General features: G+C 38.0%; 15 protein-coding genes. All 15 read right to left on the bottom strand.

Annotated elements, in window-relative coordinates:
* Positions 1-1296, bottom strand: a complete 1296-nt coding sequence (yfmH, locus tag SLH51_RS10035; protein WP_335961124.1) for an EF-P 5-aminopentanol modification-associated protein YfmH — start codon at positions 1294-1296, stop codon at positions 1-3.
* Complete coding sequence (yfmF, locus tag SLH51_RS10030; protein WP_390183927.1) at positions 1293-2579, bottom strand: EF-P 5-aminopentanol modification-associated protein YfmF; 1287 nt, start codon at positions 2577-2579, stop codon at positions 1293-1295. The genes yfmH and yfmF overlap by 4 nt, the downstream gene beginning before the upstream one ends.
* Positions 2580-2619: 40 nt before the next feature.
* Positions 2620-3339, bottom strand: a complete 720-nt coding sequence (locus SLH51_RS10025; protein ID WP_335961123.1) for a GntR family transcriptional regulator — start codon at positions 3337-3339, stop codon at positions 2620-2622.
* 34 nt (positions 3340-3373) lie between these two features.
* A complete protein-coding gene (locus tag SLH51_RS10020) occupies positions 3374-5692 on the bottom strand; it encodes an FtsK/SpoIIIE family DNA translocase (protein WP_335961122.1) in 2319 nt (772 codons plus the stop codon).
* 119 nt (positions 5693-5811) lie between these two features.
* Positions 5812-6033 (bottom strand): YlzJ-like family protein, encoded by a 222-nt coding sequence (locus tag SLH51_RS10015; protein ID WP_335961121.1) that lies wholly within the window; start codon positions 6031-6033, stop codon positions 5812-5814.
* The gene (locus SLH51_RS10010) at positions 6030-6770 is read right to left on the bottom strand and encodes a ClpP family protease (RefSeq protein ID WP_335961182.1); all 741 of its coding nucleotides are present in this window, start codon (positions 6768-6770) and stop codon (positions 6030-6032) included. The genes SLH51_RS10015 and SLH51_RS10010 overlap by 4 nt, the downstream gene beginning before the upstream one ends.
* A gap of 194 nt (positions 6771-6964) precedes the next feature.
* Complete coding sequence (locus SLH51_RS10005; RefSeq protein WP_335961120.1) at positions 6965-8632, bottom strand: ribonuclease J; 1668 nt, start codon at positions 8630-8632, stop codon at positions 6965-6967.
* Positions 8633-8971: 339 nt separating this feature from the next.
* Positions 8972-9844, bottom strand: a complete 873-nt coding sequence (dapA, locus tag SLH51_RS10000) for a 4-hydroxy-tetrahydrodipicolinate synthase (RefSeq protein WP_335961119.1) — start codon at positions 9842-9844, stop codon at positions 8972-8974.
* Between the two features lie 26 nt (positions 9845-9870).
* A complete protein-coding gene (dapG, locus tag SLH51_RS09995; protein ID WP_335961118.1) occupies positions 9871-11103 on the bottom strand; it encodes an aspartate kinase in 1233 nt (410 codons plus the stop codon).
* A gap of 15 nt (positions 11104-11118) precedes the next feature.
* Positions 11119-12159: an aspartate-semialdehyde dehydrogenase gene (gene asd / locus SLH51_RS09990; protein ID WP_335961117.1), complete on the bottom strand. Its 1041-nt coding sequence runs from the start codon at positions 12157-12159 to the stop codon at positions 11119-11121.
* Positions 12160-12309: 150 nt separating this feature from the next.
* On the bottom strand, positions 12310-12903 hold the full coding sequence (gene dpaB / locus SLH51_RS09985; RefSeq protein ID WP_335961116.1) for a dipicolinate synthase subunit B: 594 nt from the start codon (positions 12901-12903) through the stop codon (positions 12310-12312).
* A 14-nt stretch (positions 12904-12917) separates the two neighbouring features.
* Complete coding sequence (dpaA, locus tag SLH51_RS09980; protein ID WP_335961115.1) at positions 12918-13802, bottom strand: dipicolinic acid synthetase subunit A; 885 nt, start codon at positions 13800-13802, stop codon at positions 12918-12920.
* 305 nt (positions 13803-14107) lie between these two features.
* On the bottom strand, positions 14108-14350 hold the full coding sequence (locus SLH51_RS09975) for a YlmC/YmxH family sporulation protein (RefSeq protein ID WP_335961114.1): 243 nt from the start codon (positions 14348-14350) through the stop codon (positions 14108-14110).
* A gap of 129 nt (positions 14351-14479) precedes the next feature.
* A complete protein-coding gene (locus tag SLH51_RS09970) occupies positions 14480-15718 on the bottom strand; it encodes a M16 family metallopeptidase (protein WP_390183929.1) in 1239 nt (412 codons plus the stop codon).
* Complete coding sequence (locus tag SLH51_RS09965; protein ID WP_335961112.1) at positions 15708-16709, bottom strand: polysaccharide deacetylase family protein; 1002 nt, start codon at positions 16707-16709, stop codon at positions 15708-15710. Before SLH51_RS09965 ends, SLH51_RS09970 begins: the two co-directional genes overlap by 11 nt.
* Positions 16710-16770: the final 61 nt, after the last annotated feature.

The raw sequence follows: 16770 nt of genomic DNA, 5'->3' as shown, positions 1-16770 counted from the left end.
CTATTCTTCAAACCCTTCTGCCTTTACTTGACATACGGTGAAACGTTCAAATTGAAAATGATCTTCTAACACTTGTTGTAAATGGTCTACTGTTAGGGTCTCTAGCATGGAAACGACATCAAACAAATTCATATTATTAAATTCATAACGTGTAAATTGATTAGCAATATATTCTGGTGAATTTAATGAACGTAAAAACGAACCAATCTTCTTTTTAATAGCTCTTGTTACTTGTTCATCAGTTAGTGATACTTGCTTAAACGACTCAATCATTTCTTTAATTTTGGAGGCAAGCTTATCAGGGTGCTTCGTATCTCCACCTATAATGGTGAAACCGAACCCTTCTTCTGCTGAATGATCAAAAGAGAAAGAATCGTCAATAAGTCCTTCATCAAATAACGTTTGATAATTTTCAGAACTTTGTCCAAACATTAGGTCAAGTAAGATGTTAAGCGATAATTCGCGCTTTAACAAATCATCCCCTTGACGCGTTGCTCCAGTTTCTTTAAAGCCGACCAAGCATTTAGGTGTTTGAACTGGCATCGTAATGACATTCTTTTCTTTGTCTACTTGTTCTGGTTCCTCTTCAAAGAATCGTTTGATTTCTTCAGGTTGAGAGAACTCTTTATTTCCTTGATTTTCTTTGACTTGTTCCATAATTTTTTCAGGATCAACTGGCCCTATAACAAATAAGAGCATGTTACTAGGATGGTAAAAAGTTTCGTAGCACGTATAAAGTAAGTCTTTTGTAATATTTGAAATTGACTCAATCGTACCAGCAATATCAATTTTGACAGGATGGTGATGGAACATGTTCTCAATCACCCCAAAATAAGCACGCCAGTCAGGGTTATCATCATACATCGTTATTTCCTGATTAATGATCCCTTTTTCCTTTTCAACACTTTCCTCAGTAAAATATGGGTGCTGAACAAAATCAAGTAATGTTTTTAGGTTATTTTCTACATTTGTCGTACTAGAGAATAAATATGCTGTACGAGTAAAACTTGTAAAGGCATTGGCTGAAGCACCTTGCTTACTAAAATCTTGGAATACGTCCCCTTCTTCATCCTCAAACATTTTATGTTCAAGGAAATGAGCAATTCCATCTGGCACCTTTATGGACTGTTCTTTTCCAAGTGGAGTAAATTGCTGATCAATCGAACCATATTTCGTTGTAAAAGTTGCAAATGTTTTATTAAACCCTTCTTTTGGCAAGATATAGACATTTAATCCATTATCTAACTTCTCATGATAAAGCGTTTCGTCTATTTGTGAGAATTGAACAGGTTTCATTTTGTTTCCTCCTTGCCTTTTAAGAAATAAATCGTATCTAATTTTACTTTCCTAGCAACTTGGACAATATCTTCTTTTGTTACTGCATCAATTTGTTGTAACCATTCGTCAATCGACCGTTTTTTCCCGCTTACGACTTGATGATAAGACAACTCAACAAATCCTCTTGCAACATCAGCTGTTTCTAAAAGCTGATTTTTCAGCATAGCCTTCGTCTGTTCAACTTCAGCTTCTGTAAAATCACCTTGCTTCATTGCTTCAAATTGCTCTTTAATAATTTCAACAGCGCGATCGTATTTAGAAAATTCAATGCCGGACATAACCATCATAATTCCCTTATGACTTTCAAATCTTGAGGCTGCATAATAAGCCAAACTTTCTTTCTCTCGAACATTAATGAACAATTTTGAATGAGAAAAAGCCCCATAAAGACCGTTACAAACTTGCATCGCAACATAATCAGAATCTGCATATGTCGTATATGTTCGAAAACCCATATGGAGCTTCCCTTGTTTTACGTCTTGCTCCTCATTGACAACACGTACGTCTTTTATCTCTGGGCTAGCAGAAGCTTGAAAAGGAGACGCTTCTTTATTAGTCGAAAGCGTTTTAAAATTTTCTGCAACGATCGTCTCAGCTTGCTCTGAATCGATGGCTCCGACCATATATAAATCAAATTGATCAGCACTTAGTATCTCTTGATAGTAATCGTAAATAGATTGTGATGAAATCGAATCCACTTCACTTTCTGTTCCAAAGGCAGTAAGAGCAAATGGTTCGTCTTTACACATTTCCTCAGTAACTCTGACATTTGCATAACGCATTTTGTCATCATAAACTGACTGAATTCTCTGTTTAAGTGAACGTTTTTCACTTTCTACTACACTTTGACTAAAGGCACCATTCTCAATATGAGGGTGCAACACAATTTCTCCTAACAATGCTATTGCTTGTTCAAATAAAGGAGTCGCATCAGATAAAAAACGCTCATTTGCCACATCTAAGCGAATGGTAATAACATGCTCTTCTCCTTTTTTTTGAACATCCGTAGAGAGCATAGCCCCATACATATCATCTAATCGTTCCCGTAACTGTTTTCTCGTTGGGCTGTTAGCCGTACCATTTTGCAAAATGTGAGGAAGTAAGGCTCGCATGGCTACCGTTTCTTTAGTTAATGGTGCTCTCATCATCAAAATGAGTGAATTGGTTTTGTATTTATCAGTTCTTACCGTATGAACCGTTAACCCTTTCAATTCTTGAATACGTTCCTCTAATTGAATCAAGTCCATCATCTCCTTTTTACCAATCACGCTTATGTTATGCTTAGACTCTTTTTCTTACTACGTGGAATTTAAATTTATCTGCACGAAAATAATTTAATGAATAAAGCAACGGTTGTTCTGACTGATCATAGTGCATTTGCTTCAATAACAATAGCGAAGAGCCGGGTTCACATTCTAGGATTTCAGAAACATGCTCGTGATAACCAATTGGCTCAATATACGTAACAGCGTACGTAATTGTTCTACCTAGCTCCTCTAAAAAACGAAAAATTGATTTTGTTTCATGGATAGAATGATTTTTCACTAAATCGTTTGGAATCTTGTCTAAACAGTAGACAACAGGTGACCCGTCAGCCGTTCTTACCCGCTCAATCTCCATGATTTCAGTTAATTCATCTTTATTAAATTTCCGCCGATCCTCATCTGTTGCTTCTTGAACAGACGAAGATAAGAAAATAGTTCCAGGTTTCATCTTTGCTTTTACTATCATATCTGTAACACTATATAACTCTTCAATACCTGCTGAGAAAAGGGGTTTTGAATGAACAAACGTACCTACTCCATGCCTGCGTACAACAACCCCTTCTTCTTCTAATAGACGCAATGCTTCACGTAGTGTCGCTCGACTTACACCGAGGATCTTAGAAAGTTCGAATTCTGAAGGTAATTTCTCGCCTTCGTCATATACTTTCTGCTCTATATCTTCTTTTAAACGGTCGATCACTTGTAAATACAATGGTCTGTGGTCTGCTCTGATCACTCTCTCCACCCCTTCTACTTTTCCCCTTTTCCATTTAAGAAGAAGCCTCATCTTCTCTAGGTTTTTCAATAAGTACTTCTCTAGGTTTGCTACCTTCATATGGCCCAACGATTCCCCGAACTTCCATCTCGTCAATTAACCTTGCAGCCCTTGTATATCCAATTCTAAATCGTCTTTGTAACATTGAAACAGAGGCTGTATTCATTTCTGTTATTAATTCAACAGCTGAATCATATAAATCATCTTCTACTTTCCCAGTCACAACTTGCTCTTCAGAAGGCGTCATATCTTCTTGATACTGAGCTTTTTGTTGTGAAATAACAAATTCAACTATTTCTTCAACTTCACCATCTGATAAGAATGCTCCTTGTAATCTCTTTGGTTTTGTTGCTCCTACTGGCATGTAGAGCATATCCCCACGCCCTAACAGTTTCTCCGCACCGCCTGAATCTAAAATCGTTCTAGAATCAATTTGCGAAGAAACACCAAATGCGATCCTTGAAGGAATGTTCGCCTTAATAACACCGGTGATCACATCGACTGATGGGCGCTGTGTAGCAATAATCATATGGATACCTGCTGCACGAGCCATCTGTGCAAGTCTAGCTATTGAGTCTTCTACGTCTCCTGATGCAACCATCATTAAATCTGCTAACTCGTCCACGATGACCACTATATATGGCAAGGTCGGTTGTTTTGCCTCTTCTGTTTCATTTTGGCGCTTTACAAGATCATTATACCCTTCAATGTTTCTCGTTCCGCTATGTGAGAATAAATCATAACGTCTCTCCATTTCTGCAACGACTTTCTTCAACGCTTGAGAGGCTTTTTTCGGTTCTGTTACAACTGGTGTTAACAAATGCGGAATTCCATTATAAACGGTCAACTCAACCATTTTTGGATCAATCATCATTAATTTTACTTCGTGTGGCTTCGCTTTAAGTAAGATACTTGTAATGATTCCATTAATACATACACTCTTACCACTACCTGTTGCCCCAGCAACGAGTAAATGTGGCATTTTATTCAAATGTGCAAGTACCGGTTCTCCAGAAATATCTCGTCCAAGACCAACTGCTAATACATTTTCCTCAGAATTAGATTCTGGTGAATCGAGTACTTCTCTAAGTGTTACGATCGCCACCTCATGGTTTGGCACCTCAATACCTATTGCTGATTTCCCTGGGATCGGTGCTTCAATTCGAATATCTTTAGCTGCAAGTGCCAGTGCTAAATCATCAGCTAAGTTTACGATTTTACTTACTTTTACCCCAACACTTGGGTTTACTTCATACTTAGTCACAGCCGGACCTAAATGCACCTTTGATACTCGCGCCTTCACTCCAAAACTTTCTAATGTTTGTTCAAGTTTTCTTGCATTTGCCGTTAGTTGTTTCTTTTCATTTGTCTGACTTGGATTATTTGGCAACTTTAAAATGTCAACATTCGGTAGCTTATAGGACTCATTCGTTTCTTGAGCGGTCACTAAAGGAACTTGAACTTCTTCTACCGTTTCCGGCTCTTCCTTTTGGTTTGTTGGCAGCTTCTTTTCTTCGGCTGGAGTTCTGTATGCCTTTTGAGTGAAATCAACAATTTCCGGCTCAATTTCTTCCGTTCCCTCTTCAGAAGCTACTGGTGCACTCGATTGTTGCTTTTCTGCTTCCCGTTCTTTCTTTCTAGCACGCTGAGCTTCTCTCTCTTCTACTATCCGTTCCTTTGCCTTTTGGCGAACAAGCCTTATTTCTTCTAGTAGACTACTAAATGTATCAATTACAAATAAATAAAATCTTCTAAAACCTTTACCTACTAATTCAGATAGAGATTTCCCTGTCATTAAGATAAACCCAATGATAAAAAGAATGAAGCATAAAAAGTATGTACCCATCTCGGCAAATAAGAAGTGGCTAACCGCAAACGCAAGCGATCCAACCATCCCACCACCTAAATCAGAAGGTGGAGTTTCACCTCTCATTTCCATCCAAAATAGGTTCCAAGTATTCCGGATGACCGATTGATCTTGAAATCCTTCTCTGGCACTTAGTTGATGAAAGAGTCCAACATGACTAAATAACACAAATGAAAGGATCGTTACATACAATCCTGAAAGTCTTCTTGTCCAAAGTTTCGGATTTTGTCGTTTTATCATGATATACAGTGAAACAACTAATAGTCCGATTGCCAGCACGACAAACCATTCGCCGAGAAAAAAACGAAATAGTCGGACAAACGTTTCTCCTACTGTCCCTAATCGTGCAAATGTAACGACGGCAATGACTAGTAAGCCGAGACCGATCAATTCATACGTTAGCTGTGATTTCCACTCGGTTTTTCTTTTTTTCTTTCGCCTTGCCATACATTTCACCCTTTACTACTATATCTTACCATCACATTTTAAAAAGCAGCCAAAATTGGCTGCTTCGACCATGCTTGGATGAAATTAATTATAGCATAAGACAAACACTCTCTACATAGCTAAAGTTGAGGTTTTGCTTGAATGATCGATCCTGGTGCATATTTATCATCTAAATAATTCATGGCATTTCCACTAATTAGGCGAACAACACGAAATTGACTATGGTTAACCTGTTCCACGACTAGATGCCCTGCTTCACAAGAAATCACTTGCTGTTGCGTAAAGTTTTGATCCTCCTCCGGGAAAATCATTTCATGTGGCATCATCGTATAGAGAATCATTGAACCACATCTCCTTCAAAATTTGGCTTATTTTGATCAATTAATTCATTTAATTTTTTTAATGCTGGTCCGATTCCGCCAACTTCATTAATTAACCCATATTCCACTGCATCTGTTCCAACTACATTTGTACCAATATCACGAGTCAGATTTCCTTTTGAGAGCATTAACTCTTTAAATTTCTCTTCAGAGATTGATGAATTTCTTGTTACAAAGCTAATCACACGTTCTTGCATTTTATCGAGATATTCAAATGTCTGTGAAACACCTATGACCAAACCTGTCAAACGAACTGGGTGGATCGTCATTGTTGCGGTTTCAGCAATAAAAGAATAATTAGCTGCTACTGCAATGGGTACACCAATAGAGTGTCCACCACCTAATACAAGCGTAACAGACGGCTTTGACATTGATGCAATCATTTCTGAAATCGCGAGTCCCGCTTCTACGTCTCCTCCAACCGTATTAAGAACTAGAAGTAGACCTTCAATTTTCGGGTTTTGCTCAATTGCAACAAGTTGTGGAATAATATGTTCATATTTCGTCGTTTTGTTTTGTGGCGGGAGTTGCATATGTCCTTCAATTTGTCCTACCACTGTCATACAATGAATATTTGAATGTCCCATATCTGGAACATTTGTTTGACCTAGTTCTTGTATTTTTTCAATGATACCTGAGTTTTTTTGATCTTTTTGTGGTGCAGGTGCTGGTTGCTGTTCAGGGTTCGGGTTTTCCATTGTCATCAACAACTTCCTCCTTTTACATATCTAGAAGTAGTATGATCCGGTTATCACTTTATCATCCAAAAAAAGAGAAGCAAATTTGTTAAAGGATTATTTTATAGGTGGACTTTTAAATTAAAAAAAACCGCACTAATATGTGCGGTTTTTCTTAAAAGAAAGTTTTATGAAAGACGCCTACGCCTTCTTTTTTATACTTCCATTATAATTGGTAAGATCATTGGACGTCTTTTTGTTTTTTCAAATAAAAAACGGCTCAACCCTTCTCTTACACTGCTTTTTAAAGAAGACCATTCATTTACATTTTCACTGACGCACTTCTTTAGAATAACACCAACTAGTTCATTTGCATCTTCTAGTAACTTCTCTGATTCACGTACGTAAACAAACCCACGTGAAATAATGTTAGGCCCAGATACAAAGTCACCCGTTTTCTTATTTAACGTGACAACAACCACTAAAATACCATCCTTTGAAAGCAAACGGCGATCTCTAAGGACAATATTTCCAACGTCTCCTACACCTAATCCATCAATCAACACATTCCCAGATGGAACCTTACCTGTTTTTCGAGCCTGTCCATTTGTAAACTCAACAACTTCGCCTTTATCAACAAGAAAAATATTTTCTGGTGCCGTCCCTGTTTGTACAGCAAGGTCACGATGGGCATGTTGCATCCGAAATTCTCCATGAATAGGAACAAAGTATTTAGGCTTCATTAAGTTTAGCATTAGCTTTAACTCTTCTTGACTACCGTGTCCAGATGCGTGCACCTTAGCTTGACCATAGACAACTTCTGCGCCAATACGGTGCAATTTATCAATGATTGCTGAAACTGATTTTTCATTACCAGGTATGGCTGAAGCTGCAATAATAACTGTATCTTCTTCAGTAATTGTAATTTGACGATGAGCTCCTTTAGCCATACGTGTTAGAGCAGACATCGGTTCTCCTTGACTACCAGTTGTTAAAATCGCTAGTTGCTGATCACGATATTTTCTAATCTCATCAATTTCGATAAACAACTCTTTCGGTGCTTCAATATACCCTAATCTAGTAGCAATTGTTATAACACGGATCATACTTTTCCCAACAACAACAAGCTTTCTTTTCGTTCTGATTGAAGCTTCGATTACTTGCTGAATCCGATGAACGTTTGAAGCAAATGTCGTGACAATAATACGTCCTTCAGTTTTTCCAAAGACTTCAGATATTCCTTTGCCTACCTCTGTTTCAGACTTTGTAATACCTGGGCGTTCTGCATTTGTGCTATCGGATAATAAACAAAGAACACCACGTTCCCCTATTGCAGCCATTTTTCCAATGTCTGCTTGTTTGCCATCAACGGGAGTTTGATCAAATTTAAAATCTCCTGTATGAACGACAGCTCCTTGAGAAGTTTCAAAACATATACCAACTGAATCTGGAATACTGTGATTTGTACGGAAAAATGACACTGATGTAGATCCAATGGTAAGACGTGAATTTTCATCAATTAACCTTAACGTCGTATGACGGATGATACCTGCTTCTTTTAACTTTTCTTCTACTAGGCCAAGGGTTAGTTTGGTCCCGTAAACTGGGACATTTATTTTCTTTAATACGTAAGATAAGCCACCAATATGATCTTCATGACCATGAGTTAAAAATATTCCCTGCACACGCTCGGCATTTTCAACAAGGTATGAAACATCTGGAATAACAATATCAACACCTAACATGTCATCATCTGGAAACATTAAACCAGCATCAACAACAAGGATGTCTTCATCTACTTCAACTACGTACATGTTTTTACCTATTTCACCGACTCCACCTAAGGCAAACACACGTACTTTCTCTATATTTTCTTTTGACAATGGACGTTCCTCCTACTAAACGAATCTCTAACCGAATTTGTTTTGTTTTATATTATTATTTTTTAATGTTACTTCCGTTCGCTCACCCTTGGCGTAGATGATAAACTATTCGCTAAAATAACAGATGATCGTAAAGACGATCCTATACAACCCGAACAAATCAATTACATTTAGTATACCTTATCGAGGAATTGAAAAACAAGACTGAACTTCCTAATTTGGGAAGGCAAAGAAAAATTAGATAAAAGTTAGTCAAATAGGTAAAAGGAAACAATTCCAATACATAAAGTCGCACATCCTCTTATTTACCTAAAAAAAGCTAACCCATTATATAATGGATTAGCTTTTTTTCTGTAACGTTTGTATTACAAATTGTTGTTGGTCATAAGAAAGAGACGTGAGCGGAAGTCGTACTCCTCCAACATCAATTCCAATAGTCTTAAGAGCATATTTAACACAAGTGGGGTTTGGTGCAACAAACATTGCTTTCATCGTTGGTAATAATGCACGGTGAAGACTAGCGGCATCCTCAACTTCCCCATCTTTATATAGTTTTAACATCTCTTTCATCTCATTACCAATCAGATGAGATGCTACCGAAACAACCCCATGTGCCCCAATCGCAACAGCCGGAAGCGTATTAGCATCATCACCTGTATAGAGCAGAAAGTCTATATCTGTAGCTGTAATAATCGCTGACATTTGCTCTAAATCACCGCTAGCTTCTTTAATAGCGACGATGTTTTCCACCTTTGATAGAGCAATTGTCGTATCAGCTTCAATCTGTACTCCTGTTCTCCCTGGCACATTATAAAGCATGACTGGAAGAGGAGTTGCTTCAGCAATTTTTTTGAAATGCTCATACATGCCTTGTTGTGATGGTTTGTTGTAATAAGGAGCAACAAGCATTACACCATCCACACCAATATCTGTTGCTTTTTTTGTTAACTCAATTGAGCTTTGCGTATTGTTACTCCCCGTTCCGGCAATAATCGGAACTCTATTATCAACATATTCAACACATAATTGGAATAGCTCTAATTTTTCTTTCGTTGTTAGTGTCGGAGATTCTCCTGTTGTCCCTGCTACAACTAACGCATCAGTACCATGAGTTATTAAATAGTCTAGTAACTCCTTTGTTCGCTCTTTATCAATTAAACCTTCTTGGTTAAAAGGAGTTACCATTGCAGTCAAAATATGGCCAAAGTTCATAACACACAACTCCTTGTAAGGGATTTCTAAGGGGTTTCTTCTTGTTGTTTCCCTACCTGTTCAAGTTGAAACATATGATGGAGTGCATTAACTGCTTTAACCATATCTTGTTCTTTTACTAAGACCCAAATTGTTGTATGAGAATCAGCTGATTGAAGTATTTGAATGTTTTGCTCGGATAATGCACTCACGATTTTTGCAGTAACACCAGGAACGCCACTCATTCCAGCTCCTACCGCTGACACTTTTGCACAATTCCTCATCACTTCTGGTTCATATCCTAATTGATGAAGAATATCTATTGCCTTGTCAGCTACATCCTCCATTACTGTATAGCAGACTCCTCTTAGGTTGATATTAATAAAATCGACACTTATTTGAGCAGCTGCCATTGCTTTAAATACCTTTTCTTGTAATTTGTATTCCCCATCTTTAGCGAATACTTTAATTTGGGCTACATTCGCTAAGTTCGCAATGCCGGTGATAACGCGGTCCTTCACTTCAGTCTGCGGCTTGGCGATTTTAGCAGTCACAAGAGTACCTTCTCCCCCCGAATAAGTAGACCTTACTCGAATGGGAATTCTAGCTTGCATAGCAACCTCTACAGCTCTTGGATGAATAACTTTAGCGCCTTGATAAGCCATATTACAAATCTCTTCATATGACATAGCATCAAGTGCACGTGCATCTTCTACTATACGAGGATCTGCCGTCATAACACCTTCTACATCTGTAAAAATATCTACCCACTCAGCTTCCAACGCTGCCCCTAAAGCAGTTGCTGATGTATCACTTCCACCTCTACCAAGTGTTGTGACCTCTCCATTGAACGTTTGCCCTTGAAAACCAGCGACGACCACGACATCACTTGTTTCAAGTTGCTTTTTCACAATATCGCATTTCATATCAATGATCTTTGCATTAGCGAAATCTTCATTCGTTCGAAATCCTGCTTGCGCACCCGTAAATGCGATCGAATTAAGGCCCATGCCTTGCAATAGATCTGAAAAAACAACAGACGAAATCACTTCACCACAAGAAACAAGGAGGTCTTGCTCCCGCTTTGGTAGCTGCTTTTGATTAATCAGTCCAAGCAATGTGTCGGTTGCATACGGTTCGCCCTTACGCCCCATTGCAGATACAACAACAATGACCTTGTAGCCATCTTCAACAGCTTTCTTAACATGGTTTGCTGCTAGCAACCTACTGCTGTTATCTCTAACAGATGTGCCACCAAACTTCTGAACAATAATTTTCATATGACACCTTCTTATTTACGATAAGAGACCTAACTTCACAAGACTTTCAGCAATTTGAACTGAATTCCATGCTGCACCTTTTAGTAAGTTATCTGAAACGATCCACATATGATATCCGTTATCACGATCAAGGTCATGACGAATACGTCCAACAAATACATCGTTCTTTCCTACACATTCTGAAGCAAGTGGATATAGTTGATTTGCTGGATCATCTTGTAAAGTAACTCCAGGAGCAGATGCAAGAAGCTCTTTCACATCAGCAATTGTTGCCCCGCCTTTTTCTGTTTCAATATAAACTGATTCCGAGTGCCCTGTTTCAACTGGAAGACGGACACAAGTTGCAGCAACTTCAAGCTCTGCCATTTCCATTATTTTCTTAGTTTCATTTATCATTTTCATTTCCTCGAATGTATAACCATTGTCTTGAAATAAATCAATTTGAGGAATCGCATTGAATGCAATTTGAAAGTGCTTTTTGTCTCCACCTACTGGCAAAATCTCAGGTGTAAACTCATTCCCGTCTAAAATATCTCTTGTTTGTTGCTTCATTTCTTCAATTGCCTCAAGTCCTGCTCCAGAGACAGCTTGATAAGTTGAAACAACAACCTTTTTTAGTCCATATTTTTCACGGATAGGCTCTAATGCCACAACCATTTGAATAGTTGAACAATTCGGATTGGCAATAATACCATTATGATTACGTAGTGCTTCTTCATTTACTTCTGGAACGACAAGTGGAACAGTTGGATCCATTCTAAAAGCACTTGTATTGTCAACAACAATCGCCCCACGCTTAACAGCTTCTGGTGCTAATGCCTTTGAGACAGAACCCCCTGCTGAAAATAACGCAATTTGAACACCTTCAAAAGCTTCAGGTGTTGCTTCTTCCACTGTATATTCATTCCCTTTAAAAGTTAAGACTTTACCTGCAGAACGTTTTGAAGATAATAGTTTCAAACTAGCAATTGGAAAATCTCTTTCCTCTAAAGTTTTTAGCATTTGTTGCCCTACTGCACCTGTTGCGCCGACTACGGCTACATGATAACTTGACATCTTGATAATCTCCCCTCATTTACTTGCATTTTAATAGAGTTTTTTTCACTAAGATGGAATGATTATAGCATATCCGAATTAGTTTGTATCTCTTGTTTTCTCTATTAAACTTTAAGGGAAATATTTCATTTGTGCAACTACGCGATTGTCTTAATCTCTGAATTTTTCAACTAGGACAGGCTGATATTGCTTGCCAGCTATTGCAGACTCAACCGTATCCACTAATGCTCCCATTCTGGCTACTAACGAGTTAGGCTTTTTGACAGGATCATCTTGACCATACGGAATAAAATATATATTTTTTGTTGCCATCAATCTCATAATATTTACACCGTTTAAACCTAGTGCATCATTAGTAGAAATTCCTAGTACAACTGGATTCCCACTTCGAAGAGTTGCTTTTGCCCCCATTAAGACAGGTGAATCTGTTAACGCATTAGCTAGTTTACTCGTTGAGTTTCCAGTTAAAGGAGCAATTACCATACAATCTAATGGTGTTTTTGGTCCAAACGGTTCTGCTTTGACAATCGAATCAACAATAGGTTCTGACGTAATTTCTTGAATTTTTTTCAGCCAATTTGCACTTTCACCAAATTTTGTATCTGTTGTTTGTACGGTATATGAAACAAATGGCGTTACTTTTGCACCTAACTTAACTAACTTCTCCATTTCTGGCAGTACTGCGTCATACGTACAATGTGATCCTGTTAACCCAAATCCAATATGCTTTCCTTTTAATGACATGATTCATCCTCCTCCTAATTGGTAGCTTCGTTTGTTAACAACTCCGCTAGAACGTCAGCTAATATTTGTCCGGCTGTTTTTGGAGCTACGATACCTGGTAAGCCTGGAGCAAGTAACGCCTTCATTCCCCGTTTTTCTGCATAACGAAAGTCTGTTCCACCTGGCTTTGAGGCTAAATCAATAATGAGAGTATGAAGAGGCATTTCTGCTAATACCTTTGCTGAAATGATGAGTGCTGGTATCGTGTTAATGCATAAATCAACATCCTTAAGCTCTTCTTTTACGTTATCTGTGTGAAACGGAGTTAATCCCATTTCAGTAATTCTTGCTAATTGATGAGATTCATAAGCACCCACTTTCACATCTGCGCCTAAAGCACTAAACGTTCTTGCTACTGACATACCCACTCTACCTAATCCTAGAACCGCTACTTTAGCCCGATGAATCGTTATATCGGTATGTTGAATCGCCATCATGACTGTACCTTCTGCTGTTGGAATTGAGTTGTAAATAGCAACATCATCACGTTCCATTAACTTAACTAAGGAACGGTTGGATTTCTCCACACATTCGTCAAGAAATTCATTGCTAATCCCCGAATAAATCACACAATGCTCTGGTGTTTTATTCAATTGTTCTGTTTTCAATTCCAGTGCCTCATTAGAAAATACAGTATCAATTTTTCCATCAGTACTCATTCCACTTACCGGGAGCAAAATAGCGTCAACAGTTGACCAATCAATGCCATCCATCGTTTGCTTTGATGCACCAATGAAACCATCATTTAGCTGATCAAACCCTACCATAGAAATCTTGGCATCTAACGTAGAAAGCTTTCTGATGATTTCTAGTTGTCGTGCATCTCCTCCAATAATTGCTACATGTTTGTCTGTTAACATTGTTCTTGTTCTCCTTTCATTCATGCGAATCTGATCATCATCGCAGGCCGCTTAAGAAAGAGAAATTACGCCTTAACGAGTAACAAAAACCTCTATCACACAAGCGACAACAAATATCCCTCTTCCTCTGAGCTAAGGATGAACAGCAACGATTCACCATAGCATATGTACTATGTAATCGATAGGTGATTATCATTCTTTAACAAAGGTACCTAGTTGCTCATTGAAATGATAATTTGGATTCACATGCTCATTTACATAAAAAAACCCTCCTGTTAAAGAGGGCTTAATGAATCACTTTTTCATTATTCAAACTGATCAAGATTGATAATAATCATATCTTCACCAATTTTTTTAACTTGCTCCCAGTATACCGTGACTTCCTTATCTTTTTTTCCGAACCCAAACCACTTCATTGTTGGAATAATAAATGCCTCGATTTCACCAGTTTCTTCATTTACCAATAAATCAGTTTGGCCTAAAATCCCTAACCTTTCTCCTTTTTGATAATCTATAATTTCTTTGCTGCTAATTTCACTAAGTCTCATTAGATTACCTCCTCGTCCCTCTATAGTAGTAAGCGTATGAGCAGAAACACTAAAAAAGACCAGCCTTTTTTAGATAAGACTGGTTTTTTGGGAAACGACTATGAGCTGCTAGGTCCTTTTATAGAAAATTTATTCAAGCACCGTCGGAAGCTCACCAGAAGCGTTTATCAATGAAACAGAAGGCGTTCCCTGAAGGAGCGAAGCAGCTAATTGATTAACTTGTGAGATTGTCACTTCATCAATTTCTTCTACAATATCATCTAAAGAACGGTGTTTTTTTAGTAATAGTTCATTTTTGCCGTTTCGACTCATACGACTATTCGTACTTTCTAAGCTTAACATTAAGCTACCTTTCAGTTGTTCTTTTCCATTCTTGAGTTCTTTCTCTGTCATACCTGTACTTGCTAATGTATAAGCTGTTTCTTGCAATGCTTTTGTTAAATCTTCTAATTGGTTATGAGCTGTGGCAGCATAGATCGTTAACATTCCACTATCCTGGTACGAAGAATGATAAGAAAAGACTGAGTAGCATAGACCTCTTTTTTCACGAATTTCTTGAAACAATCGACTACTCATACTCCCGCCCAGTAAATTATTTAATAACACAAGTGCATATACATTTTTTTCTCCAATGGCTAGGCCGGGATAACCAAGACAAAGATGCGCCTGTTCTGTTTCTTTTTTGCGAACGATCGTGTTCGCCAAAAAGGCTGGTACTTCGTTCTGGTGTTGATAAGATGTTGGTTCAACTTTCGAAAATGTTTCTTTTAATTGCTCTATAACTTCATCTGTAATATTTCCTGCAATTGAAATGACAACATGATCTCCCGTGTAAAACCTCGACATATACTCTCGTAATGAATCTCCATTGAAAGTCTCAAGTGTATCGACCGTACCAAGGATTGGATATCCGAGGGCATGACTGCCATAGGTTGCTTCACTTAATAAGTCGTGAACAATATCATCTGGTGTATCATCTACCATTTTTATTTCCTCAAACACAACATTCTTTTCTTTTTGAAGCTCCGTTTCATCAAAAACAGAATCAAAGAACATATCAGCTAAAACATCAACCGCATATTCTGCATGATCATCAAGAACCTTTGCATAATAACAAGTATATTCTTTTGATGTAAAGGCGTTAACTTGACCGCCAATTCGATCAAACGACTCTGCAATTTCAGCAGCTGTCCTTGTCTTTGTTCCTTTAAAGAACATATGCTCCAAAAAATGTGAAATTCCGTTTTCTTCTTTCTTTTCAAACCTTGATCCCGTTCCTACCCAAACTCCTATCGAAACGGAACGAACTGTTGAAATATTCTCTGCTAAAATACGTACACCATTATCTAATTCAATTCTAGTTACCACTCTGAATCCCCCTATTGTCATCAAGGGTTACACCTAAGGTGACTCGCTCTTCCGATAACACTTCAGATACAGTTCCAATTTTATATCCTTTATCCTGTATTCCGGTAATTAACTGATCAAGTCCTTTGGACGTTGGTTCTGTTGGATGCATTAAAATCATAGCTCCATTGTGAACTTTTGACAGCACACGTTCAACCATTTCCGTTGGATTCGGCTTTCTCCAATCAATAGTATCAACAGACCACAATACTGTCTTCATCCCCTGTTTATCGGCAAGGTCAACGACTGCTTGATTGTAGCTACCACTCGGAGGAGCAAACCATTTAGGTGTAACATCTATTGTTGCTTCTATGACAGAATTTGTTTTTTGTATTTCTTCGTCTATTCGTTCTGCTGTTAATTTACTCATATCTGGGTGAGAATAGGCGTGATTTCCAATTTCGTGTCCTTCTTCAACGAGCATCTTCGCAAGGTTCGGATTGTTCTTGACCCATGAACCATCTAAAAAAAATGTTGTATGTAGTTCATGTTTCTTTAATGTTTTTAACATCTCAGGTAAATATTCATTTCCCCAAGCTACATTTACTAAAAATGTAACTACTGGCTTATGTTCATTCCCTTTATAAATAGGTGTTGGCGGTAAATCATCGAGATGAACATTTGGGCTAGTTTGGCTAAAGACGATCCTTTTCTCATCAAAGGTATCAAGCTTCTTCATCTTATCATAGGAGGCTTCTACGTCAACCTCTACACCATTATACCCAGGAACGGCCTTCCACACTCTATCTATTCTTGCATCTATTGCTGGCTCTAAATATGATTCAGCCCTTGCTACTATTTCTTCGTAAAGAGAGTCCTGTTCTTTTAAAACCATCTGACTGTCACGTTTTAATTCACTAATATAGTTTATTGAAAATGGATTTTGAACAGCGCCAATAGATAGAATCACAATAATACAAAACACACTTACGTGAACAACCTTTTTCTTCATTCACCAGTCCCTCCTCTAGTCCGATTGTATGCTAGAAGAGGACAGGTTAGAACGCAAAAGG

The organism is Halalkalibacter kiskunsagensis, assembly GCF_037027555.1.
Classification (GTDB): domain Bacteria; phylum Bacillota; class Bacilli; order Bacillales; family Bacillaceae_D; genus Halalkalibacter; species Halalkalibacter kiskunsagensis.
Note: the sequence above shows the minus strand (reverse complement) of the source record. Positions and strands in the feature narration are given on the sequence as shown.